We start from the raw sequence: 26,024 nt of genomic DNA on the forward strand, positions 1-26,024 counted from the left end.
TCTACGGAAGTGTGTCCAGGTGCGGGCCGACGGTCCTGGAGAAGGCGCCGCCGTTCGTCACGTCCCAGTTGATCGACCACGTCATCGCGCCGCGGATGCCGGGATACGTCCGGGACGGGGTGAACGATCCGCAGTTGGTGCCCTTCGCGAGGCAGTCGAGGGCGTCGTTGACCATCGCCGGTGCGACCACCCCGCCGCCCGCCGCGCCCGGCCCGGCGGGGAGCCCCAGTGCGATCTGGTCGGGGCGGAGCCCGTTCTCTAGCTGGATGCACGCCAGCGCGGTCATGAAGTCGACCGTCCCCTGCCCGTACACCTTCTGGTCGCAGCCGAGCATGGTGCCCGAGTTGTAGTACTGCATGTGGACGACGGTGAGGATGTCCTTGATGTTCAGCGCGAGCCGGAAGTACGACCCGGCGGTGGACTGCATGTCGATGGTCTGCGGCGCCATCGTGATGATCAGGCCGCTGCCCGTCGCGGCGTGCAGGGTCCGGAGCGCCTGCTCCATGTAGGTCGGGTCGAGTCCGTTCTCCAGGTCGATGTCGACGCCGTCGAAGCCGTACTCGGTCATGAGCCCGCGCACGGAGTCGGCGAAGAGCTGCGCGGAGGCGGCGTCGGCGACGCGGATGGCGCCCCTCTCGCCGCCGACCGACAGGATGACCTTCTTGCCGGCGTTCTGGAGCGCGGCGAGGTCCGCCTTGAACTGCGCGTCGGTGTATCCGCCCAGTGCGGCCGACAGTTCGGGGTCGACCCGGAAGGTGACCTCGCCGGGACGGGTCGTCGCCTCGCCGAACGCGACCGCGATGAGGTCGTACTCGTCCGGGACCTGCGAGAGCCGCAGCTCCTCGGCGGGGTTGACGAAGTCGTGCCAGTAGCCGGTGAGGAAGTGGCGGGGGAGCGGGCCGGTCGTGCATCCGGTCGTCGTGCCGGTCACGGCCGTGCTGGCGGGCGACTCGCCGTCGGCGTCGTATGCCCGGACCGTGTAGCTGTGCGTCGAGCAGGGCGTCAGGCCGGAGATGGTGGCGGTGGTTCCGGTCACGGTCGTCCGCAGGTCGGAGCCCTCGTAGACGCGGTATCCGGTGGGCGTGCCGGTGGCGGCCTGCCAGGACAGGGTCAGGGACGAGTCGGTGCGGGCGGTGATGGTCGGTGTGCCCGGTTTGCCCAGCTCGCCGGGCTCCTGCGGGTCGCCTGTGCAGGGCTGGCCGTTGAAGGTGCAGTTCTCCGGGGCGCCGGGACCGTTCCCTAGAAAGCCGAACGTGACCGAACCGCCCGGCGGGATCGTGGCGTTGTATTCGCGGTGCTGGAACGTGTGGTGCTGCCCGTCCTTGGTGAGGAGGCTGTCCCAGTAGGTGCCGATGGACGTCCCGGCGGGCAGGTCGAACTCGACCCGCCATCCGTTGATCGTGGTGCTGGAGCCGTTGGTGAGCGTGAACCGTCCCTCCCAGCCGGAGCCCCAGTCGGAGGATTTGCCGAACGTCGCGGACGGGGCCGCCGTCGCGTGCGCGCTCGCGCCGAGCGGTGCCAGGAGGGCGATCAGGAGGACGGTGAGGGCGGTGAGTACGGAGCGGGGACGCACGTCTGACTCCATCGGTAGGACGGCCGGCCGGTTCCCCCGAAACCCCGAGTCGCTAATCGTTAGGAAGGTTTCCTATAAGTTCTTTGCACGGTAACCATTGGCCATGACCTGGATCAACCCCCTTCGCGGCGCGTTGGGACGGGCCTGGGAAACCAGCCCAGCTCGTACGCCGAACCAGCGCGACCGGCCGGGAAATTAGGCAGGAGTAGCCGAATCGGCAGCTGCCGACCGGCAGATTGCGACAGTCAGGCGGCGCGTGCGGCCCCTCGGAAGACCTGCTTCGCGTGCCACTCGATGTGCGCGCGCTCGACCAGGGTCAGACCGGACAGGTCGCGCCCGACCATTTGGTCGGCCCGGGCGGCCCGAACTCCCGGAGCAGCCGGTCGAAATCCTTTCCGCCGCCGAGAACTCGATCGGGTCGGGTCCTTCGTTGCGGAATCGTCCCAGTGCGTAAAGCAGGAGTAGGGGCTTGTGCGGAGCGCGTTCACCATGGCGCGAGTAGCGTCTGACGCCGAGAACCCGCTCCACCCAGTCCACCTCCGACACCCTAATCCGGCTTGGTGGTGGTCGCTGGCTCGTTCAGGAGTCGGTGAAGCGTGGTCTTGGCGGCCAGGTCGGGGCCGGCCTCGATCGCCTTGGAGATGGTGTCGTCCCAGTCGGTGGCCGCTTCGTCGGTCGTGGACGCGAACGTTTCCTGAACGGCGTTGCCGGACAGCAGCCCGGCCAGGGCGATCAGCGGGCGTGCCCAGCCGCGTCCCTCGGCGGTGAAGGAGACGTCCAACTTCCAGCGGCCGTCCTCCCCGGGCGAGCCCGCGATGGAAAAGATCCCCTCCCCGAGGGGCTGCTCGACCTTGGCGGTGAAGGCCGGGCTGTCGTCGCCTGAACCGTCGACGCCTGCCCACCAGCGTTCAAGGTCTCCCTCGGCCGTCACCTTGAGCCGCGTGATCTCTTCGAACGCGCCGTCGAACGCGGCCCGGACGCGGGTCGGCTTCGCCGCGCTGTCGAGTTCGGCCCATCCGGTCTGCGCGTTCTCCGGGCCGTTCATCTCGATCCGGCTGGGGCCGTCCGGCTCCCAGGCGGTCACGCTGATGTCCAGCGACTCGGTTCGCCTGTGCTTTCCGATCTCGTTGCGCTGCGTTTCGCTGTGCTCCTTGGTCTCGTTGTGCTGTGTCTCGCTGTTCTCTTCGAGGGCGATGCGGTAGCGCGCGCCGGGCCGGATGTGCTCGCCTTCGAGGAGTCGGATGTCGGCGGTCGTATCCGTGAGTCGTCCGTTTTCGACGCGCAGTTCTCCGATGTGGCGGTGGAGGGCGGCCACGTAATCCTCGACCCATTTGCGTGAGACGGACCTGACCTCAACCTGATGCCGCACGGTGACCCGCTCCTGCCACCCGCGTTCCGCCATGCCGGGCACGGCGTCGTTCCACGCGGTCTCCGCTTTCTCGAAACTCATGCGCAGAAGGCGGCGGACGCGGCCCCGCATGATGAGAAGACCGAGCGCGGCCACCGGGCGCGCGACCCAGCGTCCGCGGAACCGCAGGATGCTCTCGACGCTCCAGCGCTCGTCCACGTCCTTTCCGCGATCGCCCCGGAAGGACGCGAAAGCCAAGGGGTGCTGGACGCGCAGGGAGATGGGCGAGGTTCGCTGGCCCAGCACGGACCACCATTCCTCGAACCGCACCTCGCCCTCCCACTTCGCGCGCTGAAGCCTGCGAAGCAGCCCCGGCCCCGGTCCCTGGTAGTCGCCTTCGACGCGGAAGGTATGCGCTCGTTGCCCGGCCATGCGCAGTTCTATCTGCGCGTTCACGACGTGCCCTTCCAGATCGGACGTTATCTCGATCCGAGATTCTCCCGCCCTGTCCCAGGACACGAGTTTTACGTCGAGAGTCAGCTGCTCGTCGTCTCCACCAAGCAACTCGATTCGATAGCGGGCACCGGTGGTGAGATGTTCACCCTCGGTCAATCGCACGTCGGCGTCGCCGTCGAAGTCTTCACCGATGTCGAGCTTGCCATCGGTGAACGGCAAGCCCTCCATCCAGTCCAGGAGGGCGCGGACCACCTCGTCCACCAAGGGACGGGGGACGGGGGCAAGCTCGGCATGGTGCTTGAAGCGCGACATGCCGATCATGTTCCCGCAGGTCGGTGCCAATCGGCCACCGTCGCAACGCAGATTGCCCTCAGCGAAGCTTGGCCCAAGTGACCTTGCCGCCTTCGTTCAGCGGACGAACGCCCCAGCCGGCGACGAGCTCGGACATCAACAAGAGCCCCCGCCCAGACAGCGCCGCGTGGTCCTCTCGTCCGATCACCGGTTGCCCCTCACCTGAGTCCCAGACCTCGACGACCACCCCGCCGTCGTGCTCGTCTGCGAAGACACGGACGACGATCGGTGCTTCCCCGTGCAGGTAGGCATTGGTGACGAGCTCGCAGACCACCAGCCGTCCCAGGTAGTCGTCGGCGATACCCCACTCGCGGAACCGCTGCGCAAGGAAGCGACGTGCGAGGCGAGGGGCCTGGTCGGTGGCGTCGAGAACGAGTGTCGGGACCTGGGATGCGGTGGCGGTAGTCGGCATGGATGTGACCTCTTCGGGGCGTTGTCCGGGTTCGGCTTCACAGCATGACCGAGGCGACTACTTTGTGTAGGCAATCGGTGACGATATGGGAAGGGTGTGAACCTTCCAGCGTCGGCGCCGAAGTTCCCTGAAGGTCCTTGAAACCGGACACAGGAGGCACAAGTGACGGTCGACCCCTACAGCCCGCAGGCCATCTGGGGCCGTGAGCTGCGCCATTACCGCAGACGCGCCGGGCAGACCCAAGCCCAGCTCGCCGAACGGATCAACTTCTCGGAGTCGCTGATCTCTGGGGCCGAGACCGGTCAGCTCGCCGCTTCCATCGCGTTCGCGGAGGCGTGCGACCGCGAACTCGACACCGAAGGGGCGCTCCTGCGGACGCTCGACTTCAAGAAGGCCCACCGGTACCCGACCGGATTCGCGGAGTATCTGGAGGTCGAGAAGAAGACGTCCATGATCCGCTGGTACGAGGGGCTCTGCATTCCCGGCCTCCTCCAGACGCCGGACTACGCGCGCGAACTCCACCGGGCCGGCCGTCCGGGCGACACCGAAGAAGAGATCGAGGCCCTCGTCACGACCCGCATGGAGCGCAAGTCGCTGCTGACCGGGACGGCCGGGCCGACCCTGTGGGTCCTGGTGGACGAACCCGTCCTCCGGCGTCCGGTCGGCTCGCCCAAGATCATGCAAGACCAGATAGGCCATCTCCTGGAGGCCGCCCACCACCCGAAGATCTCCCTGCAGGTGATCCCTTTCGACACTGGAGCACACGCGGGTCAGACGTGTTGCTTCATTCTCCTCACTCTCCCGGGCGGGACGACCGTGGCCTACAGTGAAGATCTGACCGGCGGCCGGTTCATCGAGCGCCCGGAGGACGTAGACCATTGGCTCCTGTGCTACGAGTCGGTCAAATCGGTGGCCTTGCCGGTGAAGCAGTCGGCGGACCTACTCCGCCGCATTCTGAAAGAGGAGCATCATGGATCTGAGTAGGGCGGCATGGCGAAAGTCATCTCGCAGCTCCGGAAACGGCGGAGCCTGCGTCGAAGTCGCCGACCTGGCCTCCGGTATCGGTCTCCGTGATTCCAAGAACCCGGACGGACCCAAGCTGGTCGTTTCCCGCGATGCGTTCGCCGCGCTCGTGGCCAACCTGAAGCGCTGACCCCCCGAAAGAGCTTCCGGAGCCCCGACCCTGTGAGGGATCGGGGCTCTGCGTGCTTCTGGCGGCGGACAAATGACGCCTTGCCGATTTCCTCTCGTCCGTGTGGGTGGCTGAGGTCGCCTTTTATCGGTTTAGTGCGGTGACCGTGGGTGGGCGGCTGAGGTGCCTCCCGTAGGTGGCGACGCCCGTTCTCTCTTGTCGACGGTTGCTGGCACGTTGGTTGCGGCAGTCGGTTCGGTTCGGGTGTTCATCTACAGGTTGAGCGCGTGGTGCTGTGGGCGCCGCGCTTCGCGCGGCAAAAGCGGTCGGCGAGGAGGCGGGTGGTCGGGGTCGCTGATGGCGCGCGTAGCGCGCTCCTAAGGCCGTATCCCGCACCTGCCTGTCACCGAGCACATAACCCAAGCCCAACAATCGCAACCAACGTGATAGCGGTCGGCAGCAACGGGAAACGGTCGCTGTCCACCTTCGGAAGGCACCTCAGCCGTCCACCTGCACGAACCACCCCATCCCGATAAAGCCGTCCTCAGCCCGCGACCACCGTTGGATGATCGCCTACCGCAAGGAACGTCCTTATCGGCGTCGCAGGCGGAAAGAAACGCGGTGACAATAATGTGGCGTGTCCAAAATGTCTACGCTTAATGTCGTGATCTCCTTGTAGAGTGGTCAATGGTCAATTCGCGTTGGGAGGTGAACCTAGGTGGCAACGCAACTCGATGTCTTTGACGGTGTCGAAATCGTTGGTGGTGCGCGTGAATGGGAAGACCGGGAGTGGTTCCCGCCCGGCCCGCAACTGGCCATCTGCCTGTCCGGCGAACAAGAGCACCTTGCCGACCTCGACGACGACGAGCTGCTGCAGGTCGCCGCCGCCGCGCGTCGGCAGACCTCCTGGGCACAAGCACGGGAATTGGCCGCGATAGCCGAACTCACCCGGCGCCGGACCGCCGCCGCCGACGATGCGGGCGATTCCGACTACCGCACCCTGTCCGCGCACGAGGCGGTCACCGAAGAGATCGCTGCAGCGCTCACCGTTACCGGCAACACCGCCGCCACCCTCGTCCACCTCGCCGAACGTCTGACCGGCCCGCTCGCCAGCACTGGTGACGCTCTGGAAGCCGGTCGGATCGACATGGCCAAGGCCCGAGTAATCTGCGACGCCACCGAGAACCTTCCCGACCAGGTGACCCAGCGCGTAGAGGCCGCGGCGCTGGAGAAGGCGTCCACCCAGACCACGGGGCAGCTTCGCCGCCGAATCAGGCGCATCGCCCAGCGCCTGGCTCCGGAGATCTTGGAAGAGCGCAGGCGGGAGGCGACACGGCAGCGGCGACTGGAGCTATGGGACACCCCGTCCGGCACCGCCGACCTGGCTCTATGTGACCTCGCCGTCGAAGACGCCCACGGCATCTTCAACAAGATCACCGCCGCCGCCCATGGCCTCAAGGCCGACGGAGACACGCGCCCGCTACACCTGATCCGCGCCGACATAGCCACGAACCTCCTCAACGGTGCCCCACTACCCGAAGCCATCGCCACCGTCCTCAGCGCAGCCGTCGACGCCGCCCCCTCCGCGTCACTTCACCCCCCGGCCTCCCAGGACTCCGCCGCCTGCCCAACTGAGCAGACCACGCACCCCACGCCTCCCCAACTGCCATCCGACGTCCCGATGCCTGGACATCCGGCCGCTCCCCACGCTCCCGAGCAGACAACGCATCCCATGACGCCGCAGGTGTCACCCCACGCCCCGACGCCTGGACCACCTGCCGCGCCCCACCCGCCCGAGCAGATCGCTCACCTCATGACGCCACGGGTGCCAGTGTGCGTTCCGGTGCCTGGGCGCCCTGACGTGTCGCATCCGCTTGAGCTGACTGCGCGGCGGGGCCCAGCCCAGGTGCCGTCCGCGGGGGTCATTCAGGCGGCGTCCCTTGCGGGCAACGGAGCTCCGGTGGTCGGACGTTTTGCTGCGGCCCGCCTCCTTGAGTTGCCGGTTTATGCAGCAGGGGGCCGTGATCACTCAGGGGTCCGAGGTCAGCAGGCTGCGGAGGTCAGCGGAGCGGCCCAGTACAGCACCTCACCAAGCAGTCTGAACCCTGGTGCAACGGGCACGGGAAACGGCGATGCAGAGGGCACTTCAGCGGCACGTTTGCCGACCGCCGTTGCTAGTCACCCGTCGTCCCAGGCGGGTGGCCCTCTCCTGTCCGTGGTTCGGGGTCTGGCCGAGCAAGCCGATCGCCTTGCTGCCGATCCGCAAACCGCCGAGTGTGACGGTCGGGTTGAGCGGGTGGGTGACATCGTGGGCGGGGCGACTGGGAGTGCGGCAGCGGCCATGTCGCTTGGGGCCACCCCCGGTGCGGGTGCGCGCTCCGTGGACAACGTGTTCAGTCCTGGTGTGGCGGGTGTGGTCGCGATGCTTGAGCGGCGGCTTGGGCATCTGCGTGCACGTATCGGCAGTGCTGAGTTGTCCGGCGCGGTCGATCTTGCGGTGCGGCAGGTGGTCCGGCGGCTCGCCCCGCAGCGGGATGCGCTCTGCCAGGGAGATGACGAGCGGCACGGGCGGCCTGGCTACCGGCCACCTGCCGGTCTGCGTCGTGAGATCGAAGAGCGGCACGCGACGTGCGTGTTCCCAACCTGCAATCGGGCCTCTCATCGCTGCGATCTCGACCACACCGTGCCTTGGCGTCCCGGCATCACCTGCCGCTGCAACCTCGCGCCGCTCTGCCGAAGGCACCACCGACTGAAGCAGAGTCCCGGCTGGAATCTGCATCATGTATGGCCCGGGGTCCTCGTGTGGACGACCCCGGCGGGCGCCTGGTACATCGTCCGCCCCGACCGCCCGTGAACGCGCGTTTGAATCTGTGTGCCGCTGTTCGGTATCGCGGAATGGGGAGTCAGCGGCCGGTTGCGCCGTCGATCAGTTCGCGGAGGATGTCCGCGTGGCCGGCATGGCGGCCGGTCTCCTCGATCATGTGGGTCAGGGCCCATCGGACGCTCGGGGCGGGCCGCCCTGGTCGGGGGACTGGTGCGCCGAGGTCGGTGCAGCCGTCGAGGACCTCGTTCGCGCGCCCGACCGCCTCGCGGTAGCGGGCCACTACGTCGGCCACGGTGTCGCCGGGCGCGGCCTGGAACGTCGCCTGCCAGTTGGTGACCTTGTCTCCGAGGAACGTCGCGCGCTCTACGAACGTGAGGTGTTCGAGCAGGCCGAGCAGGTTCGTACCGGACGCCACCCCGGCCGTCCTGACCTGCGGTTCGGGGGCGTCCTCGACTTTCGCCGCGATCGACGTCCGTAGGTAGTCGAGGAAGCCGCGCAAAACCTCGGCTTCGCTGTTTCCGGTTCTGGGCGGAGGGGCGTCGCGGCGGCGGGTGGTGGGCATGGCTGGTCTCCTTCGACGGGACGGTCATGAAGCGTGCAGGGACGTGAATGCCTTTCGGCCTGGTCGCGCTCAGTTTTGCCCAGGGCGCCGAGATCTGGCACGAGACCTTGCGGTTCTAGCAAGCTCGCCACGGGGACGGCGCGCTCGACGCGGGGTCCGCGCATGCGTGCGGCCCGCGTCGCCGGGCGGGGACGCGGGCCGCGGAGCAGGGCGGGTCAGAAGCCCGCGGTGATGCGGGTGAACTCCCAGTTCTGCTGGTCTATGCCGCTGCAGTTGGGGGCCACGCCGCCGGTGGGGCAGGGGCGGTCGCGGTTGACCGACCAGAACGCCAGCCTCGCCAGGCCGCGGGAGTCGGCCCAGTCGCGGATCTGCGTCCAGGTCGCCGGAGTGGTGACCTCTCGCTGGTCGGACAGGCCGTTCATGCCGGAGATGCCCATGTGGGAGTAGGCGGTGGCGTCGGACCAGCCGAACGCGGACTTCAGCGCGTTCTTCAAGCCCTCGGACGCGCTGACCGTGCTGCCGTACATGTCGGAGCCGCCGGCGAAGTTGAACGGCATGATCGTGAAGATGTCCACGTTCGCCTGGAGTTCGGCGGCGCGGTTGATCAGGCGGGTGCCCCAGTAGTTCGGGCCGCCGGTGCCGGTGCCGAACGTCAGGATCGTCTGGATTCCGGGGTTGTTCCGCTTGACGATCTTGAGGGCGTTGAGGATGCGGTCCTGGACGGCCTCGTTCTCGAACTCGTCGCTGTTCTCGATGTCGACGTCGATGGCCTTGAGGTCGTAGGCGTCGATGACCTGCTGGTAGGCGCCGGCCAGGGCTTCGGGGGTGGCGCAGTTCGGGCCCAGCTTGTTGCCGGACCAGCCGCCGATCGAGGGCAGGACGTCACCGCCGGCCGCGCGGATCTGCGCGATCGCCTGTGCGTCGGCGCCGCCTTGTAGGGGCCGGTTGCCGTCCCATGCGGGGGTGCAGCCGCCGCCCGACAGGATGAACGCCATCGTGAACCACTTGACGCCCGTGCTGTTCATGACGGTGGACGGGTTCGGCGGGTCGCCCCACCCCATGTACAGGTAGGGCGCGGCGTGCCTGGTGACGTCCGGTGTCGTGCAGCCGGTCGTGGTTGCGGTGACCGGGGCGCTCGCGGCGGACTCCCCGGCCGAGTTGTACGCCTTCACTGTGTAGGTGTGGTTGGAGCAGGCGGCCAGGCCGGTGACGGTGGTGCTTGTCGCGGATGTGGTGGCACGGACCGTCGATCCCTCGTATACGCGGTAACCGGTGACCGAACCGGACGGGGGCGACCACGAGAGTGTGAGGGACGTGTCCGTCCGCGCGGTCACGGTGGGGGCGCCGGGCGCGGATGGTGCTCCCGGCTCTCCCGGGTCGCCGCCGGTGCAGGGGGCGCCGTTGATCGTGCAGTTGAGGGGCGTCCCCGAGCCGTTGACGATGAAGCCGAACGAGACCGACGCGCCGGGCGCGACGTTCCCGTTGTAGGACCGGTTGGTGAACGTGGCGTGCCCGGCGGACTGCGTGAGCAGCGCCTCCCAGTACGTCCCGACGCTGGAGCCGGACGGGAGGTCGAACTCCACCGTCCACGAGGAGATCGCCGAGCCGGTGTCGTTCTTGACCGTGTACCCGGCCTCGTAGCCCGAGCCCCAGTCGGCGGACTTGGCGAACGTCGCCGTCACCGCGGCCGCGTTCGCCGGGGCGGGGACGAGCAGGGCGAGGACGAGCGAGCAGAGCGCGGTGAGCAGGAAGCCGGGAAGAAGGGTTCTTCGCAAGATCGCTCCCGGGGTAGGAGGGGTGGGTGAGCGGGGTCCCCCGAGCGGTGCCGCGATGGGTGGCGGGTGGGCGGTTCGACCTTGAACCAATAGGAAAGTTTCCTATAAGTGACCCGAACGGTAATCGCGAATGCCCCGCTCCGCAAGCCCCCCGGCCGTTTGGACGCGCCGCCAGCGGAAACCCACCCCGAAGGGGGACGAAGCATGCCGCGCAACGTGTTCGTGCTGGGGCTGGACGAGCCGAATCTCCGCATGCTCCACGCGCTTCCGCACTGCTCGGACTACCGCTTCCACGGCGTGATGACGCGCCGGGAGCTGCGGCAGGGCACGGTCGACTTCGACCGGGTGGTGGCGCGGGCGCAGGAGCAGCTCGACGCCTTCGACGGCCCGATCGACGCGATCATCGGGTTCTGGGACTTCCCCGTGACCACGGTGGTCCCGGTGCTGTGCGCCCGGTACGGCCTGCGCTCGTCGAGCCTCGAATCCGTCGTGAAGTGCGAGCACAAGTACTGGAGCCGAATCGAGCAGCGCGAGGTGATCGACGAGTTGCCCGCGTTCGGGCTGGTGGACATCCGGGCGGGCCGGGCGCGGCCGCCGCCGGGCGTGCGCTACCCGATGTGGCTCAAGCCGGTGAAGTCGGCGGCGGCGGTCCTGGCGTACCTGGTCGCGGACGACGACGAGTTCGGCCGCGCGGTCGCCGCGATCCGCGCGGGGATCGGCCACCTCGGCAGGCCGTTCGAGTCCGTCCTGGCCCGCCTCGACCTCCCGCCGGAGATCGCCCGGGTCGGCGGCATGGCCTGCCTCGCGGAGGAGTCGATGGAGGGCGCCCAGGTCACCGTCGAGGGCTGCCGCTTCAACGGGGAGGTGCACGTCTACGGCGTCGTCGACTCCATCGCCTACCCGGGCCGGCCGACGTTCCTGCGCTACCGGTACCCGTCCTGCCTGCCCGGCGACGTCGTCGAGCGGATGGTCGGCACCACCACGCGGGTGATCGAGCGCATCGGGCTCGACTCCACGACCTTCAACGTCGAGTACTTCTGGAACCGGGAGCGGGACGCGATCGGCCTGCTGGAGGTCAACCCCCGGCACTCCCAGTCCCACGCCCCGCTGTTCCGGTACGTGGACGGCGTGCCCAACCACCAGTACATGGTCCGCCTCGCGCTGGGGCTCGACCCGGAACTGGCGCGGCCCGGTGGCGGCGAGTACGGCGTGGCCGCGAAATGGTTCGTCAAGCGGTTCACCGACGGCGTCGTCCGGCGCGTGCCCACGGCCGAGGAGATCGCGGCGGTCGAGCGGGAGATCCCCGGCACGATGGTGAACGTGTCCGTGCGACCCGGCGACCGGCTGTCCGAACTGCCGCTGCAGGACAGCTACAGCTACGAGATCGGCCAGATCTTCACCGGCGCCGCGGACGAGGCGGAACTGACGGCCCGCTACGAGCGGTGCCTTGCGCGGCTGCCGATCGAGATCGACGAGTAGGCCCGGCCGGGAGCGAGCCACCAGGGGAGGGACAGGATGCGCACGGTGACGTCTTTGCCCTATGCGGTGCGGGAGGACGAGAACGTATGGATTCCCGTCTCGGACGGCGTACGGCTCGCCGCGCGCATCTGGCGGCCGGTCGGCTCGGACGACGAACCGGTCCCGGCCATCCTGGAATTCATCCCTTACCGTAAAAGGGATTTAACGGCGGTACGGGATTCCATTCATCACCCGTACATGGCGGGTCACGGTTATGCGTGCGTGCGGGTCGATATCCGCGGTACCGGTGATTCCGAGGGCGTTCTCACCGACGAGTACCTGGAACGCGAACTGCGCGACGCCGAGGAGATCCTCGCGTGGCTCGCCGCCCAGCCCTGGTCGAACGGACGCGCGGGGATGATGGGCATCTCCTGGGGCGGGTTCAACGCGCTGCAGGTCGCCGCGCGCCGCCCGCCCAGCCTCGGCGCGATCGCCGCCCTGTGCTTCAGCGACGACCGGTACGCCGACGACGTCCACTACATGGGCGGCTGCCTGCTGAGCGACAACCTCTCGTGGGCGTCCACGATGTTCGCCTACACGTCCTGCCCGCCGGACCCGGCGGTCGTCGGCGACCGGTGGCGCGAGATGTGGCACGAGCGCCTGGAGCACAGCGGGCTGTGGCTCGCGAACTGGCTCCGGCACCAGCGCCGCGACGAGTTCTGGCAGCACGCCTCGATCTCCGAGAACTACTCCGACGTCCGGTGCCCCGTGCTCGCGGTGAGCGGCTGGGCCGACGGCTACTCCAACGCCGTGTTCCGCGTCCTCGCCAACCTCGGCGCGCCCACCATGGGGCTCATCGGCCCCTGGTCGCACAAGTACCCCCACCTCGGCGAACCCGGCCCGGCGATCGGCTTCCTGCAGGAGCTGGTGCGCTGGTGGGACCACTGGCTCAAGGGCGTCGACAACGGCGTGATGGACGAGCCGCGCCTGCGCATCTACATGCAGGACACGGTGCCGCCGTCCACCGCGTACCAGAAGCGGCCGGGACGCTGGGTGGGCGAGTCGTCCTGGCCGTCGCCCCGCATCCCCATCCGCAGGTTCCCGCTGGAACGCACCCGCATCGCGGCGGAGGGGGAGAAGGTGCCGCGCGAGGAGCTGACCGTGGAGTCCCCGCTGTCGGTGGGCCAGTTCGCCGGCAAGTGGTGCTCCTACAACGCGCCGCCCGACCTCCCCTACGACCAGCGCGAGGAGGACGGCGGGTCACTTGTCTTCGACAGCGACATCCTCGACCGGCGGTGCGAGGTCCTCGGCTCCCCGGTGGTGCGGCTGGTGCTCGCGGTGACGAACCCGGAGGCGATGGTCGCCGTCCGCCTGTCGGACGTGGCCCCGGACGGCCGCGCCACCCGCGTCACCTACGGGCTCCTCAACCTCACCCACCGGACGGGCCACGAGATGCCCCGGCGCCTCGAACCCGGGCAGCGGTACGAGGTCCGGGTCACGCTGAACGGCATGGCGCACGCCTTCCCGCCCGGGAACCGGATCCGCCTGTCCGTGTCGACGTCGTACTGGCCGCTGGCCTGGCCGCCGCCGCGGCCGGTCCGCCTGGCGCTCTACACCGGTGCCTGCCACCTCGAACTGCCGGTGCGCCCGATCAAGGCGCCCGACGAACCGCAGGTCAGCCCCTTCGGCGAGCCGGAGGGGACGCCGCCCGTCCCGACGACACTGCTCAAGTCGGGCGAGGAGGGCTGGACGGTGTCCCGCGACCTGGTCACCTACAACTCGGCGCTCCACGTGGTGAAGGACCTCGGCGTCGTGCGCATCGACGACATCGACATGCAGATCGCGCGCCGGGTGACCGAGACCTACGGCTGGACCGGCGACGACTTCACCTCCGTCTTCGGAGACGTCCAGTGGCGCATGGGCTTCGTCCGGGACGACTGGGAGGTCCACACGGAGACCCGTACCAAGCTGACCTCCACCGAGACCGACTTCCACCTCCATGCCCAACTGGACGCCTACGAGCGCGGCAACCGCGTCCACTCCCGGAACTGGTCGATCGTCATCCCGCGGGACCACCTCTGAGCCGAGACCGCCGTTGTGCCCGCCGCCCGTTGCCTGCGGAGCCGTGGCACGGCCGGCGGGCACGCGGGGCCCGGCGCGGTGTCAGTCGGCCGTGGCGCACTGGCCCCGGTCCACGCGGACGGGCCCGTCCGCCGTGGGCCGGACGTCGAAGTCGAAGATGGCCGTGGGCAGGTAGAGGGAGCAGCAGGCGTTCGGGATGTCGACGACGCTGCTGAGCCGCCCCTCGATCGGCGCCGCGCACAGCAGCAGGTACGCCTGCTCGCCCGTGTACCCGAACTTCTTCAGGTACTCGATGCCGTTCAGCACCGCGTTCCGGTAGGCCAGCGTGGCGTCGAGGTAGTGGTTGGTGTCGGTCTCGTGGTCGACGGAGATGCCGATGAACGAGATGAACTCGTCGTAGCGGGGCTCGACGTTGCCCGGCATGAAGACGGGGTTGGTGGACACCCCGTACTTCTCCATCCCGCCCTTGATCAGGTCGAGGTGGACGTCGATGAACCCGCCCATCTCGATCGCGCCGCAGAACGTGATCTCGCCGTCGCCCTGGCTGAAGTGCAGGTCGCCGGTGGACAGCAGCCCGCCGGGCACGTAGACGGGCATGAACACCCGCGCGCCCCGGCTGAAGTTCTTGATGTCCTGGTTCCCGCCGTTCTCGCGGGGTGGGACGGTGCGGGCGCCCTCGCGTCCGATGCGCTCCAGGTCGGAGCCGGTGAGCGTGCCCGCGAGCACCTCCGCCGGCTGGGGCGGCAGGGCGAGCGGCGGCACCTTGTCCGGGGCGGTGTCGATGAGCGCCTGCTCGCGGCGATTCCAGCGGGCGAGCATGTCGGCGGACGGCGCGGTGCCGAACAGGCCGGGGTGCGTGATGCCGGTGAAGCGGACGCCGGGGATATGGCGGGACGTGGCCATCTGACCGTGGAAGTCCCAGATCGCCTTGCACGCGTCGGGATACCAGTCGGTGAGGAACCCGCCGCCGTTGCCCCTGGCGAAGATCCCGGTGTAGCCCCAGCCCTGGCCGGCGATCGGGCCGGTCTCCTGCGGGACGGGGCCGATGTCGAGGATGTCCACGATGATCAGGTCGCCGGGCTCGGCGCCCTCCACCGCGATCGGGCCGCTCAGCATGTGGTTGACGTTGAGGTTCAGGTCCCGGATGTCGTTGGCCGAGTCGTCGTTGACGACCTGGCCGTCCATCCACTCCCGGGACTCGATGCGGACTTCCGACCCGGGACGGACGGTGACCGCCGCCGGTATGTCGGGATGCCACCGGTTATGGCCGGGGACATCCTGGTCGCGCATCGACTTCGACTGGTCGACGCGGAACACGACTTCGGGCATGGCTTCCTCCGAAGAGAGTCATCGGGCCGTGTGGACGGCCTCGGCAGGCTCAGGGACGTGGCAGCAGCGCGTGCCGGGGATCGGCGGGCGGTGCCGCGGACTCGCGGGAAGGCGCCCGCCTGACCACCCGCGGCTCGTCCGCGCTCGCCTCCTGGGCCTGGAGCGCCCTCGCGAGCGGGCGGGACGTGCGGGCGAGGTGCGGCGAACCGAACACGCGGGCCGCCGCACCGCCGCAGCCCGCGCAGACCTCCGCGGCGGCGGCGGTGCCGATCGGGCGCGAGACGTCGAACGCCCCGCACTGCTCGCAGCGGTACTGGTAGATGGCCATGGGCAGCCTCCAATCCATCTGCCGCGGACTATTCCGCCGGGAGGCACCGGTAAACGAAAGGGCCAGGTCAGGCCCGGAATGCACGCATTTGGGCGGCATGTTCAGCCGGTGTCGGTGTCCGGCCGTACAGTGGTGCCCATGTCGCGGCGGCGTTTCGATCAGGCCATGCAGGTCATGCGGAAGACGGACCCCCAGGCACGGGAGGGCGCGTTCGACTTCCTGCGCGAGCACGCCGACGCCTACGCGGGCGAGCTGATCGGGGAGTTCGCGGCGGAGGCGGACGACGAGCTGCGCTGCCTGCTGCTGGAACTCATCGCCGAGGCCCGCGCCCCGGAGGCGCTGGGCGTGTTCCGCGACCAGCTGGAGAGCCCCGACGAGGCCCTGCATTTCTGGGCGGTCCGCGGCCTGGAGATGCTCGACAGCCGCGAGGCGGAGCAGGTGCTGGAGCGGGCGCGCGAGGACGGCTGGATCGCCTGACGCGCGAGGGCATCGTCAGCCCGGCGTGCGGGCCCGCGTACGGTCGCTCGCCCGGCCGGTCCGGGGCGGGCCGGAGCGGCCGGGCGAGCGGGTCGTGCGGAAGGTTCGCGTGATCGGGTGGGAGCTCAGCCGGCGTAGGTCTCGAACTCGGCGACCCGCGGGGTGCCGGACGAGCCGGTGATCTCGAAGGTGATCTTGCGCAGGGTGGTCCGCGGGATGGCGATGGCGCCCGCCCCGCTGCCGGAGGCCAGCACCGTGCCCGAATCGTGGTCGAGGACGCGCCACGAGCCGATGTTGCCCGCCGAGCCCGACGCCTCCCGGATGTTGATCGAGGAGAGCGTGGTGGCGGAGCCCCACTTGATCGAGATGGCGCCGGTGGAGCCGGCCGGTGACCAGTAGGTGCCCATGTCGCCGTCGCGGACGTTGCCGTAGCTCGTCCCGGAGGCCTTGCTGGAGCCGTCGGAGCCCGCCCCGATGCTCAGGTTGGTGCCGCCCGGCACCGTCGGCGTCGGCGTCGGCGTGGGGGTGGGGTCGGGGTCGGTCGGGGTCGGCGTCGGTGTCTGCGTGGGCGTCTGCGGCGTGCAGTTGCCGTCCGACACGCGCAGGCCCTTGCCGGCGCCCGCCGTCCGGCTCACGACGTCCGGCACGCAGTCCGCCCTGTCCAGGCTGTAGGAGTAGGGGATGCCGACGCTGGTGTTGGACCGCGGGTTCGGGCCCGCGGGCTGGTTGTCGTCGCCCGGGCTCGACCAGGTCACGTTGTCGAAGATGTTGCCGTTGACCTGCCAGTACCCGGCCTGGTCGGTGTAGAAGGTGCCGAGGACGTCCTTGGAGTCCTCGAAGTAGTTGTTGTCGACCCTCGCCTGCGCCCCGGCCCTGGAGTTGATGCCGGACTCCCTGATGTTCCGGAAGTGGCTGTTGTAGATGTGGGCCGTGCCGCCGCGCAGCAGCGGCGTGCGGGAGTCGATGTTCTCGTACAGGTTGTGGTGGTACGTGATGAACCCGTTCGACAGGTCGCTCTCGCTGCTGCCGACCAGGCCACCGCGGCCGGAGTTGCGCAGGACGCTGTAGGACAGGGTCACGTAGCGGGTGTTGTTCTTCATGTCGAAGAGGCCGTCGAAGCCCTCGTCCTCACCACCGGACGCCTCCAGCGTGGCGTGGTCCACCCAGACGTTGCGGACGTCGCTCTCCATGCCGATGGCGTCCCCGCCGTTCGACGTGGGCGAGCCGGACTTCTTGACGTTCCGGACGGTCACGTTCTGGATGATGATGTTGCTGGCCTCGCGGATGTGGATGCCGACCTGGTCGAAGACGGCTCCGCTCCCGACCCCGATGAGCGTCACATTGCTGATCTGCTTGAGCTCGATCACGCCGTCGGCGGTGTTGCAGCTGCCGCCCGAGACCTTGCTCGTGTTGCCGTGGTTGACGGTCCCCTCCACCTCGATGGTGATCGGGGTGCTGCTGCTTGCCCGGCCGCACAGGGCCGCGTGGATCGCGGTCCCGGTACTGGCGCGGACCGTCTGCCCGCCCGCGCCGCCGGTGGTCCCGCCGTTCTGGGTCGCGTAGCCGGTGACGGTACCGGCCGCCGCCGCGACCTGGGGCATCGACAGGACGACACCGGCCGTGGCCGCGAGGGCCAGCGACGCCGACGCCGCGGATAGCCGCAGTGCGACTGCTCTTCTCATCCTCGCCTCTCCTTTCGATTCCTGATGATCATCCGACCGGTGGCCCGGTCTCATCCCCGAATGGTGTTCCTGAGGGCGCGCGGGGCGGTGAACGGATCTGGAGGTGGGAGCACGGGCGCATGGGATCAGCCCCTTGTGCGGCGAATTCCGCTGCGGCGGTGCGGCAGCGGACAGGGCGGGGAGCGTGCTTTAGAAAGCGCTTTCACATAAGGTAGACTGTGACCTCTATCGCGTCAACGGCTTTCCATTTATTTCACGAGTAACTGCGCGATCTAATTGGCGGGCAGCGTTGAATGAAGCGCTCGGCGTAATGGTCGCCGGCGCCTTTCCGTGCCCCCCGGCCGGGTCAGCCGGCCAGCCGGGTGCCGCCGTCCGTGAGCGGGACGGGGAGGCCGGTCGCCGCCGAGCGGTTCGCGGCCACGCCGACCAGCACGCCGGCGACGCCCGCGCGGTACCCCGCCTGGCGGGCGAGCGGGTCGTCCGACGGGCCGCGGAACACGTCGTCGAGCAGCAGGGCGTCGCCGCCGCCGTGCGCGCCCGCGCCCCCCTCGATCGCGATCTCCTCCGGCCGCCGCCAGTGCCGGTGCAGGACGAGCCGCTCCGACGCGCCCTCGGCGTGCTCCTTCCCGGACGCGGTCGGGTCGATCGCCGCGTGCGGCGGTGTCCACGCCCGCTCGGTGACGTCCAGCTCCAGCCGGCCGGCGGTGCCGTCGACGACGACCCGGTACCCCTCGGCGGGCGCGTGGGCGTTGAGGGAGTAGGTGAGCAGCGCGCCGCCCTCGTACCGGACGAGCACGGACATGTTGTCGTCGATGGTCACGCCCTCGCCGAACACGTCCCGGTCCCGGAGGTAGCCGTCCTCGTGCTCGGCGTCCAGGTAGAGGCGCTTCAGCCGGGGATCGGCGGAAAGGTCCAGCAGGAACGGGTCCGTACCGAGTTCCGGGGCGTCGAAGGCCCGCGCGGGCCGGCCGGCGAGCCCGCGAGCCCGCGCGTTCCCGGCGCCGTAGAAGCGCAGCGAGGTCTGGGCGTAGACGGACGCGGCGGCGTCGGCGATCCACCAGTTGACCAGGTCGAAGTGGTGGCTGGCCTTGTGCACCAGCAGCCCGCCGGAGTTCGCCCGGTCCCGGTGCCAGCGGCGGAAGTAGTCGGCGCCGTGGATGGTGTCGAGCGACCACCCGAAGTGCACCGAGGTGACCTCGCCGATCGCACCGTCCGCGATCACCCGGCGGACGGCGCTGTTGCGCGGCGCGTAGCGGTAGTTGAACGTGACGACGAGCCTGCCGGTGCTCCGCTCGGCCGCCGCGGCGATGGCCGCGCAGTCCTCGGCGGTGGTGCACAGCGGCTTCTCCACCACGACGTCCTTGCCCGCGTCGAGGGCCGCGACCACGTAGCGGGCGTGGGCGGAGTCGACGGTGGCGACCACGACGGCGTCGGCGGTCTCGATCATCTTCCCGAACTCCTCGGGAGCGAAGCACGGGACGTCCCGGCCGATCAGGTCGAGGTAGTAGCGCAGGCGGGTCCGGTTGGGGTCGCAGAGCGCGACGATCTCGCCGGTGTCGCGCCACTCGCCGAGCAGCGCGTCGACGTACATCTGCGCCCGGTGGCCGAGCCCGACGAAGGCGTATCGCATGATGCGGGAACTCCAGGATCAGGGGCGCCCATCGGAACAGGGGCGGGCGGGGGTGGGGGAGCCGTGCGGCCCGGCCGTTTCACGGGCCGCACGGCTCGTCGGGGTTACCGGAGCGCCGGGGGTGTCACGGGGACAGCGCGTTGTTGGCCTCGGTCAGGAAGGTCTTGGCGGCCTCGTCGGGCTTCGCCTTGCCGAACAGGACCGAGTCCGTGGCGCGCTTCAGGATGTCCTCCATCTCCATCGCGCCCTTCGGCGGGACGACGATCGGGCTGAGGTCGCTCTTGATCGAGTCCATGAAGGCCAGGACCTTCTGGTCGGCCGGCGACAGCTTGTCCTTGATCGCGGTGACGACCGCGGAGTTGGTGGGCAGGCCGCGGTCGCTGAGCAGGATCGCGCCGGCGGCCGGGTCGTTGACCAGGAAGTCGACGAACCTCTGCGCCGCGGCGGCCTCCTCGCTCTTCGCCGAGATCGTGTAGTACATCGCCGGCTGCAGGAACATGCCCGAGCCGGTGGCGCCCGGCGACTTCGGCATCCGCAGCAGGCTCAGCTCCTGGCCGGAGCCCTTGGTCAGCGCGTCGAGCTGGTTGCTCCACCAGCTCCCGAACGCGCTCTTGTTGGTGGCGAGCAGCGCCTGGTCGACCTTGGTGCCGGTCTCCAGCATCTCGGCGGCGCCCGGCCCGGCCTTGCTGTCGATGATCTTCTGCAGCAGGGCCCACCAGTCCTTGATGGTCTGCTCGGTCAGCGCGACCTTGCCGCCGGCGTAGAACTGCTCACCGCGCTGCGCGGCGAAGATCTGCAGGAACGCGGGGTTCTCGTTGTACTCGGTGCCCCAGATCTCGCCGCCGCTCTCCTCGGTCACCTTCTGGGCCGTGGCGATGTAGTCGTCCCAGGTCCACGTCTTGTCGTCCGGGAGCTTCTGGCCGTGCTCCTCCAGCGTCTTCTCGTTGACGATCATCGGGAAGGCGTTGACGCCGGTGGGGATCGCGAACTGCGTGCCGTCGACCTGCCCGGCCTTGAGGACCTCCTGGTCGAGGCCGGCGGTGTCGACCTTCCCGGCCGTGTCGGCGAGGATGCCGCGGTTCGCGAACTCCGCCAGGCCGCGGATCTCGATCGACATGACGTCCGGGGCCTCCCCGGCCGCGGTCTTGGTGGCGAGCTTCTCGTAGTAGCTGTCCCAGTCGGAGAAGTCGCCCTCGACGTCGATCTCGGGGTTCTTCTTCTCGAACTCGGCGATGGCCGCCTCGGTCAGCTTCTGCCGCGAGTCGTTGCCCCAGTAGGAGAAGACGACCTTCGTCTTGCCGCCGGACCCGTCGTCGCCGCCTCCGCACGCGGTGGCCGACACCGCGAGGAGGGTGGCGGCCGCGGCCGCCAGAATGCGCTTCATCTGTTGTACCTCCGGGGGGACAGGGGGGTTGTGGAGGGCCGTTACTTGAGGCCGGTGGTCGAGATGCCTCGGACGAGGTATTTCTGGCCGGCCAGGAAGAAGCCGAAGATGGGGCCGATCGAGACGATCGACATCGCGAACATCGGCCCCCAGGAGGAATCGCCGCTCGTGTCCATGAAATGGCGCAGCGCGACCGGGGCCGTGAGGTTGTCGGAATTGGTGAGGTAGAGGTTCTGGGTGAAGAAGTCGTTCCACGTCCAGATGAACGTGAAGATCGCCGTGGTGGCGAGCGCGGGGACGCACAGCGGCATCACCACCTGGAGGAACGTGCGGAAGTGCCCCGCGCCGTCGATCGCGGCCGCCTCGTCCAGCTCCCGGGGGAGGGTGCGGATGAACTGCACCATCAGGAAGATGAAGAACGCGTCGGTGGCCAGGAACTTCGGCACGACGATCGGCCAGATCGTGTTGATCCAGTCGATCTTGTTGAAGGCGATGTACTGCGGCACGACCGTCACGTGGTGCGGCAGCATGATCGAGACCAGCATGATCGCGAACCAGAGCTTCTTGAACGGGAAGTCCAGCCGCGCGAACGCGTAGGCCGCCAGCGAGCAGGCGAGCAGGTTGCCGACGACCGCCAGCCCGGTGATCACCGCCGAGTTCCACATGTAGTAGCCGAAGGAGTGCTTGAGCGCGTCCCAGCCGCCGGAGTAGTTCTCCGCGGTCACCTCGGACGGGACCAGGCCGGGCTCCCGGAAGATCAGCTCCTCCGGCTTGACCGAGCTGGAGAGCATCCAGAGCAGCGGGTAGAGCATGAACAGCCCGAACACGATCAGCAGGACGTGCTTGGTCAGCCGCGAGGCGGGACGGAACAGGATCGGCACGCGCCCGCCCGCCGCCGCTCCGCCCGTCGCCCGCTTACTTGTCGTCGCCATAGAAGACCCAGAATCGAGACATGAGGAAGTTGACGGCGGTCAGGGCCCCGATGATGAGGAGGAGCACCCACGCCATGGCGGCCGCGTATCCCATCTCGTAGTTCTTGAAGCCCTTGAGGTAGAGGTAGAGCGTGTAGAAGAGGGTCGAGTCGACCGGTCCGCCGGTGCCGCCGCTGACGACGAACGACTGGGTGAACGACTGGAACGACTTGATCACTTCGAGCACGGCGTTGAAGAAGATGATCGGCGTGAGCAGCGGCAGCGTGATCGAGCGGAACTGGCGGATCCGCCCGGCCCCGTCGACCCGCGCCGCCTCGTAGAGGTTCTGCGGGATCTGCCGGAGCCCGGCCAGGAAGATCACCATCGGGGCGCCGAACGTCCAGACGTGCAGGATGATCAGCGTCCACAGCGCGGTGTCCGGGCTGGTGACCCAGCCCTGGCCTTCGTAGCCGAACCAGCCCAGGAAGGTGTTGACGATCCCGTCCGTCCCGAAGATCTTGCGCCACAGGATGGAGATCGCCACGCTGCCGCCGAGCAGCGAGGGCAGGTAGAACATCGAGCGGTAGAACGACAGCCCGCGCAGCCCCTTGTCCAGCGCCAGCGCCAGCCCTAGGGCGAACGCGAGCTGGAGCGGGACCGAGACCACCACGTAGACGGTCGTGACCTTGAGCGAGTTGAGGTAGCGGTCGTCGGCCGTGAACATCGTGTCGTAGTTGTCCAGGCCGACCCACTGCGCCTCGCTCAGCAGGCTGTAGTCGGTGAACGACAGGTACAGCGACGCGATCATCGGGCCGAGCGTGATGGCGAACAGGCCGAGGAACCAGGGGGCCAGGAACAGGTAGGCGGTCCACGCCTGCGCGCGGGCGCGGGAACTCTTCTTGCGGCGTCCGGGCGGGCGGTCGCCCGTCTCCACGCGGGAGGACGTGACCGGCGGCTCGGCCGTCTCCGTCGCCGGGCCGGCCGCGGCGGGCCTAAGCGTCATCACTCGCCCTTCGGTGGGTCGGAGGGTGTTGAGATAGCGCTTTCTTAGCGCGCTGGCGGAGATGTCGTCAACCCTTTGCAGTGAGATTCCTCACTGTCCGCGATGAGCGGTTTCGTAGTTAGGGCAGGTCAGCGTGGTTTCCGCGGACGGAACGTCGCGATAAGACTCCTGGCCGTGCCGCCTGTTACTACAACCGTTTGCAGTCGGTTCAGGAGACGCCGAAGCGGTACTCGGTGGCCGAGACGTGCGTCGCCCCGGGGCGCAGCACCGCGGACGGGAACGCCGGCCGGTTCGGCGCGTCGGGGAACCGCTGGGTCTCCAGGCACAGGCCCGCGAACGGGCCGAACGGGGTGGCGGCACCGTCCAGCATGTGCCCGGTGTAGAACTGCACGCCCGGTTCGGAGGTGGCGACCTCCAGCGAACGGCCGCTGCCAGGATCGGTGACCGTCGCCCGGCCCCGGAGGACGGGGTTCCCGTCGCCCTGGACGCCGGATCCCGCGCCGGGTCGCGCATCGGAGGGGGCGGTGAAGACGTAGCAGTGGTCGTAGCGGCCGCCGAGCCGCGCGTCCACGCGGGCCGGTTCGGTGAAGTCGAACGGCGTCCCCGCAACCGGGGCGAGCTCGCCCGTGGGGATCTTCCCCTCGTCCACCGGCAGGTAGTGGCCGGCCTCCAGCATCACCATGTGACCGCGCACGTCACCGCCGCCCGCCAGGTTGAAGTAGGAGTGGTTGGTCAGGTTGACCACGGTCGGGGCGTCGGTCGTCGCGCGGTACTCCAGCCGGAGCGTGTCGCCGTCCAGCAGGTACCGGACGCTCGCCGTCAGCTCGCCGGGGTAGCCCTCCTCGCCGTCCGGGCTCACCAGGCTCAGCAGGAGGTCCGCCGGGCCCGCCGGCTCGGCCCGCCACACCCGCTTGTCGAAGCCGCGGACGCCGCCGTGCAGGCTGTGCGCGCCGTCGTTCGCCGCGAGCCGGTACTCCTTGCCGTCGAGGGTGAACCGGGCGTGGCCGATGCGGTTGCCGTACCGTCCGACGACCGCGCCGAAGTACCGGCTGCGGTTCAGGTAGTCGTCCACCGAGTCGAGACCGAGCACCACGTTGGTGCCGTCGGCCACCTCCAGCCGCTGGACGGTCGCACCGAGGGTGAGGACCGCGACGCGCAGCCGTCCGTTGTCCAGCACGTACCGGTCGACCTGCTCGCCTTCCGGCGTGGCGCCGAAGAGATCGTGACCTGTCATGGGGGTGGGGATCCTTTCGGGGGAGCGGTGGACTCGCGGACCACCAGGTGGGTCTCCAGGACGGCCGCCGCGCTCATCGACGTGATGAGCAGATCGACGGCCATGCGCCCGGCGTCGGCCGTGGGCATGGCGACCGTGGTGAGCTTGGGCCGGTACAGGCGCCCGGTGATGCTGCCGTCGATGCCGATGACGCTGATGTCGCCGGGGACGCCGACGCCCAGTTCCTCCAGGCCCTCGATGAGCCCGATGGCGACGAGGTCGTTGTAGGCGAGCACGGCGGTCACGCCCGACGCCGCGACCTGGCCGGCGACGGTGACGCCGCCCTCCTCGGTGGGCGCGTTGGGGCCGATGACGACCGTCTCGACGCCGGGCATGTCCGTGACGGCCTTGCGGATCTCGCCGCTCGTCCACGAGCCGGACGGCCCCGACACGAGGGCGACGCGCCGGTGGCCCAGCCCGGCGAGGTGCTCCATCGCCGTGCGGGCACCGCGGGCGACGTCCATGACCACGGTCGTCACCCCGCGCAGCCGCCGGTTGACCAGGACGAACGGGATCGTCTTGACCAGCTTCTCCAGCGCCTTGTTCGACGACCTTGGGCTGCACAGCACGATGCCGTCGACCTGCTTGGAGAACGCCAGGACGAGTTCCTGCTCCTTGGCGGGATCCTCGTCGGTGTCGGCGACGAACAGGTGGTAGTCCCGGGCGCGGGCGGCGGCCTGGGCGGCCTTGATCAGCGGGGGGAAGAACGGGTTCGCGAGATCGGCGACGATCAGCCCGAGGTTGTTCGTCCGGCCGGTGGTGAGCGACCGGGCCGCCCGGTTGGGCCGGTAGCCGAGCCGCTCCGCCACCGCCAGCACCCGGGTCCGCGTCTCGGCGTTCACCATGTGCGGCGCGGAGAAGGTCCGCGACACCGTCGACACGTGCACGCCGGACGCGTGCGCGACGTCCCGGATAGTCACTGCCATGGCGTCCACCCTAACGCAACCGTTTGCAAGTTCGGAGTGATCACTGCGACCGTTTGTACTGGTGGAGCGCTGATGCCTTGACGGGCCGGGCCTTGGGGAGCGATCGTTACTGCAACTGGTTGCAGCACGCGAAGGAGTCCATGCGGTGAGCAGAGTGCTCGTCACCGGAAGCGCGGGCCGGCTGGGCCGGAGCGTCGTCACCACGCTGGCGGCCGCCGGACACGAGGTGATCGGCGTGGACAGCGCCCCGGGCACCCCGCGGGAGGCCGCCGAGACCCTGCCCGCCGACCTCACCGATCTCGGCGAGGCCCATTCGGCGATCACCCGTTTCCGGCCGGAGTCGGTCGTCCATCTCGCCGCCATCGCGGTGCCGTTCGGCCGGACGGACGCGACGACGTTCCGCGTCAACACCCAGCTGGCGTTCAACGTCTGCGCGGCCGCGGTGGCGCTGGGCGTGCCGGAGCTGGTCGTCGCGAGCAGCCCCACGGTGCTGGGCTACGGCGCGCCCGGCGGCTGGACGCCCGCGTACCTGCCGCTGGACGAGGAGCACCCGGCGCGGCCCTGGAACGTCTACAGCCTGTCGAAGCTGGTCGCCGAGCAGACCATGCAGACGTTCGCCCGCTCCGCAACCGGCACGCGGATGGCCGCGTTCCGCCCCTGCTTCGTCATCGCGCCCGAGGAGTGGGAGGGCGCCCCGACCCAGTCCGGGCACACCCTGCGCGAGCGGCTGGACCGGCCGGAGATCGGCAGCGTGTCGCTGTTCAACTACCTGGACGCCCGGGACGCCGGCGAGTTCATCGGCGCGCTGCTCGCCCAGCTGCCCCGGCTGGAGCGCAACGGCGAGGTGTTCTTCGCCGGCGCCGGGGACGCGCTGGCCCGCGAGCCGCTGGCCGAGCTGCTGCCCCGGTTCTTCCCCGCGACCGCCGAGGCCGCCGGCGCGCTCACCGGCACCTCCCCGGCGTTCTCCTCCGCCAAGGCCGAGCGGCTGCTCGGCTGGACCGCCAAGCGCAGCTGGCGCACCGAGCTCGTCTGAGGGGCGGCGCTCATGACACGTGTGATCAAGGCGCTCACGATCAAGGCACTCACGAAAAAGGCGCTTGTGATCAGG

21 protein-coding genes and 1 pseudogene are annotated in these 26,024 nt (G+C 69.2%); 7 read left to right on the forward strand and 15 right to left on the reverse strand.

Features of this window, described 5'->3' with window-relative positions; translation table 11 throughout:
* Nucleotide 1: 1 nt before the first annotated feature.
* The 4 genes and pseudogenes from IEZ03_RS18135 to IEZ03_RS18145 form a co-directional block, all read right to left on the reverse strand.
* Nucleotides 2-1,573, reverse strand: a complete 1,572-nt coding sequence (locus IEZ03_RS18135; RefSeq protein ID WP_229808376.1) for a chitinase — start codon at nt 1,571-1,573, stop codon at nt 2-4.
* Nucleotides 1,574-1,919: 346 nt separating this feature from the next.
* Nucleotides 1,920-2,110, reverse strand: a pseudogene (locus IEZ03_RS38860) (phosphorothioated DNA-binding restriction endonuclease family protein); the annotation flags it as partial.
* 10 nt (nt 2,111-2,120) lie between these two features.
* Nucleotides 2,121-3,689, reverse strand: a complete 1,569-nt coding sequence (locus tag IEZ03_RS18140) for a hypothetical protein (protein ID WP_184881686.1) — start codon at nt 3,687-3,689, stop codon at nt 2,121-2,123.
* Nucleotides 3,690-3,747: 58 nt separating this feature from the next.
* Nucleotides 3,748-4,140, reverse strand: coding sequence for an ATP-binding protein (locus IEZ03_RS18145; RefSeq protein ID WP_184881688.1), 393 nt, complete (start codon nt 4,138-4,140; stop codon nt 3,748-3,750).
* A 162-nt stretch (nt 4,141-4,302) separates the two neighbouring features.
* Between IEZ03_RS18145 and IEZ03_RS18150 the strand changes: the two genes are divergently transcribed.
* From IEZ03_RS18150 to IEZ03_RS18160, 3 genes are all read left to right on the forward strand, one after another.
* The gene (locus IEZ03_RS18150) at nt 4,303-5,124 is read left to right on the forward strand and encodes a helix-turn-helix domain-containing protein (RefSeq protein ID WP_184881690.1); all 822 of its coding nucleotides are present in this window, start codon (nt 4,303-4,305) and stop codon (nt 5,122-5,124) included.
* Nucleotides 5,111-5,293 carry a DUF397 domain-containing protein gene (locus IEZ03_RS18155; RefSeq protein ID WP_184881692.1) on the forward strand — a complete coding sequence of 61 codons (183 nt, stop codon included), beginning with the start codon at nt 5,111-5,113 and terminating at the stop codon, nt 5,291-5,293. Before IEZ03_RS18150 ends, IEZ03_RS18155 begins: the two co-directional genes overlap by 14 nt.
* A 697-nt stretch (nt 5,294-5,990) precedes the next feature.
* Nucleotides 5,991-8,126, forward strand: coding sequence for an HNH endonuclease signature motif containing protein (locus tag IEZ03_RS18160; RefSeq protein WP_184881694.1), 2,136 nt, complete (start codon nt 5,991-5,993; stop codon nt 8,124-8,126).
* 49 nt (nt 8,127-8,175) lie between these two features.
* Here IEZ03_RS18160 and IEZ03_RS18165 read toward each other — a convergent pair whose 3' ends face one another.
* The gene (locus IEZ03_RS18165) at nt 8,176-8,658 is read right to left on the reverse strand and encodes a DinB family protein (RefSeq protein ID WP_184881696.1); all 483 of its coding nucleotides are present in this window, start codon (nt 8,656-8,658) and stop codon (nt 8,176-8,178) included.
* Between the two features lie 215 nt (nt 8,659-8,873).
* Entirely contained in the window at nt 8,874-10,433 is a 1,560-nt protein-coding gene (locus IEZ03_RS18170) for a cellulose binding domain-containing protein (protein ID WP_184881699.1), read from the reverse strand.
* Between the two features lie 204 nt (nt 10,434-10,637).
* Here IEZ03_RS18170 and IEZ03_RS18175 point away from each other — a divergent pair, with 204 nt between their 5' ends.
* The gene (locus tag IEZ03_RS18175) at nt 10,638-11,912 is read left to right on the forward strand and encodes an ATP-binding protein (RefSeq protein WP_184881701.1); all 1,275 of its coding nucleotides are present in this window, start codon (nt 10,638-10,640) and stop codon (nt 11,910-11,912) included.
* Between the two features lie 36 nt (nt 11,913-11,948).
* Entirely contained in the window at nt 11,949-13,973 is a 2,025-nt protein-coding gene (locus IEZ03_RS18180) for a CocE/NonD family hydrolase (protein WP_184881703.1), read from the forward strand.
* A gap of 81 nt (nt 13,974-14,054) precedes the next feature.
* On the opposite strand, the gene fmdA is transcribed toward IEZ03_RS18180, so the two are convergent.
* Both fmdA and IEZ03_RS18190 read right to left on the reverse strand, forming a co-directional pair.
* Nucleotides 14,055-15,302 carry a formamidase gene (gene fmdA / locus IEZ03_RS18185; RefSeq protein WP_184881705.1) on the reverse strand — a complete coding sequence of 416 codons (1,248 nt, stop codon included), beginning with the start codon at nt 15,300-15,302 and terminating at the stop codon, nt 14,055-14,057.
* Between the two features lie 49 nt (nt 15,303-15,351).
* The gene (locus tag IEZ03_RS18190) at nt 15,352-15,630 is read right to left on the reverse strand and encodes an FmdB family zinc ribbon protein (RefSeq protein WP_184881707.1); all 279 of its coding nucleotides are present in this window, start codon (nt 15,628-15,630) and stop codon (nt 15,352-15,354) included.
* Between the two features lie 138 nt (nt 15,631-15,768).
* Between IEZ03_RS18190 and IEZ03_RS18195 the strand changes: the two genes are divergently transcribed.
* Nucleotides 15,769-16,107, forward strand: a complete 339-nt coding sequence (locus IEZ03_RS18195) for a HEAT repeat domain-containing protein (protein WP_184881709.1) — start codon at nt 15,769-15,771, stop codon at nt 16,105-16,107.
* A 125-nt stretch (nt 16,108-16,232) separates the two neighbouring features.
* Here IEZ03_RS18195 and IEZ03_RS18200 read toward each other — a convergent pair whose 3' ends face one another.
* The 7 genes from IEZ03_RS18200 to IEZ03_RS18230 all read right to left on the reverse strand — a co-directional run bounded on the left by IEZ03_RS18200 (nt 16,233) and on the right by IEZ03_RS18230 (nt 24,916).
* Nucleotides 16,233-17,789: a pectate lyase family protein gene (locus IEZ03_RS18200; RefSeq protein ID WP_184881710.1), complete on the reverse strand. Its 1,557-nt coding sequence runs from the start codon at nt 17,787-17,789 to the stop codon at nt 16,233-16,235.
* A gap of 346 nt (nt 17,790-18,135) precedes the next feature.
* Nucleotides 18,136-19,419 (reverse strand): Gfo/Idh/MocA family protein, encoded by a 1,284-nt coding sequence (locus IEZ03_RS18205; protein ID WP_184881712.1) that lies wholly within the window; start codon nt 19,417-19,419, stop codon nt 18,136-18,138.
* Nucleotides 19,420-19,543: 124 nt separating this feature from the next.
* Nucleotides 19,544-20,803, reverse strand: a complete 1,260-nt coding sequence (locus tag IEZ03_RS18210) for an ABC transporter substrate-binding protein (RefSeq protein WP_184881714.1) — start codon at nt 20,801-20,803, stop codon at nt 19,544-19,546.
* A 41-nt stretch (nt 20,804-20,844) separates the two neighbouring features.
* Entirely contained in the window at nt 20,845-21,735 is an 891-nt protein-coding gene (locus tag IEZ03_RS18215) for a carbohydrate ABC transporter permease (protein WP_184881716.1), read from the reverse strand.
* Nucleotides 21,719-22,717: a carbohydrate ABC transporter permease gene (locus IEZ03_RS18220; RefSeq protein WP_184881718.1), complete on the reverse strand. Its 999-nt coding sequence runs from the start codon at nt 22,715-22,717 to the stop codon at nt 21,719-21,721. Before IEZ03_RS18220 ends, IEZ03_RS18215 begins: the two co-directional genes overlap by 17 nt.
* Before the next feature lie 208 nt (nt 22,718-22,925).
* Complete coding sequence (locus IEZ03_RS18225; RefSeq protein WP_184881720.1) at nt 22,926-23,951, reverse strand: aldose epimerase family protein; 1,026 nt, start codon at nt 23,949-23,951, stop codon at nt 22,926-22,928.
* Nucleotides 23,948-24,916: a LacI family DNA-binding transcriptional regulator gene (locus IEZ03_RS18230; protein WP_184881722.1), complete on the reverse strand. Its 969-nt coding sequence runs from the start codon at nt 24,914-24,916 to the stop codon at nt 23,948-23,950. The genes IEZ03_RS18225 and IEZ03_RS18230 overlap by 4 nt, the downstream gene beginning before the upstream one ends.
* Before the next feature lie 145 nt (nt 24,917-25,061).
* Between IEZ03_RS18230 and IEZ03_RS18235 the strand changes: the two genes are divergently transcribed.
* Nucleotides 25,062-25,949: an NAD-dependent epimerase/dehydratase family protein gene (locus tag IEZ03_RS18235; RefSeq protein ID WP_184881724.1), complete on the forward strand. Its 888-nt coding sequence runs from the start codon at nt 25,062-25,064 to the stop codon at nt 25,947-25,949.
* The last annotated feature ends 75 nt before the right edge of the window (nt 25,950-26,024 follow it).

It is taken from the genome of Actinomadura livida (genome assembly GCF_014648675.1).
Classification (GTDB): Bacteria; Actinomycetota; Actinomycetes; order Streptosporangiales; family Streptosporangiaceae; genus Spirillospora; species Spirillospora livida.

What these genes read in the sequence shown, in the direction of transcription:
- IEZ03_RS18205 (WP_184881712.1), bottom strand. Translation starts at nt 19,419, where the DNA reads ATGCGATACGCCTTCGTCGGGCTCGGCCACCGGGCGCAGATGTACGTC.
- IEZ03_RS18140 (WP_184881686.1), bottom strand. Translation starts at nt 3,689, where the DNA reads ATGTCGCGCTTCAAGCACCATGCCGAGCTTGCCCCCGTCCCCCGTCCC.
- IEZ03_RS18145 (WP_184881688.1), bottom strand. Translation starts at nt 4,140, where the DNA reads ATGCCGACTACCGCCACCGCATCCCAGGTCCCGACACTCGTTCTCGAC.
- IEZ03_RS18230 (WP_184881722.1), bottom strand. Translation starts at nt 24,916, where the DNA reads ATGGCAGTGACTATCCGGGACGTCGCGCACGCGTCCGGCGTGCACGTG.
- IEZ03_RS18210 (WP_184881714.1), bottom strand. Translation starts at nt 20,803, where the DNA reads ATGAAGCGCATTCTGGCGGCCGCGGCCGCCACCCTCCTCGCGGTGTCG.
- IEZ03_RS18165 (WP_184881696.1), bottom strand. Translation starts at nt 8,658, where the DNA reads ATGCCCACCACCCGCCGCCGCGACGCCCCTCCGCCCAGAACCGGAAAC.
- IEZ03_RS18225 (WP_184881720.1), bottom strand. Translation starts at nt 23,951, where the DNA reads ATGACAGGTCACGATCTCTTCGGCGCCACGCCGGAAGGCGAGCAGGTC.
- IEZ03_RS18180 (WP_184881703.1), top strand. Translation starts at nt 11,949, where the DNA reads ATGCGCACGGTGACGTCTTTGCCCTATGCGGTGCGGGAGGACGAGAAC.
- IEZ03_RS18195 (WP_184881709.1), top strand. Translation starts at nt 15,769, where the DNA reads ATGTCGCGGCGGCGTTTCGATCAGGCCATGCAGGTCATGCGGAAGACG.
- IEZ03_RS18215 (WP_184881716.1), bottom strand. Translation starts at nt 21,735, where the DNA reads ATGGCGACGACAAGTAAGCGGGCGACGGGCGGAGCGGCGGCGGGCGGG.
- IEZ03_RS18175 (WP_184881701.1), top strand. Translation starts at nt 10,638, where the DNA reads ATGCCGCGCAACGTGTTCGTGCTGGGGCTGGACGAGCCGAATCTCCGC.
- fmdA (WP_184881705.1), bottom strand. Translation starts at nt 15,302, where the DNA reads ATGCCCGAAGTCGTGTTCCGCGTCGACCAGTCGAAGTCGATGCGCGAC.
- IEZ03_RS18200 (WP_184881710.1), bottom strand. Translation starts at nt 17,789, where the DNA reads ATGAGAAGAGCAGTCGCACTGCGGCTATCCGCGGCGTCGGCGTCGCTG.
- IEZ03_RS18220 (WP_184881718.1), bottom strand. Translation starts at nt 22,717, where the DNA reads ATGACGCTTAGGCCCGCCGCGGCCGGCCCGGCGACGGAGACGGCCGAG.
- IEZ03_RS18190 (WP_184881707.1), bottom strand. Translation starts at nt 15,630, where the DNA reads ATGGCCATCTACCAGTACCGCTGCGAGCAGTGCGGGGCGTTCGACGTC.
- IEZ03_RS18155 (WP_184881692.1), top strand. Translation starts at nt 5,111, where the DNA reads ATGGATCTGAGTAGGGCGGCATGGCGAAAGTCATCTCGCAGCTCCGGA.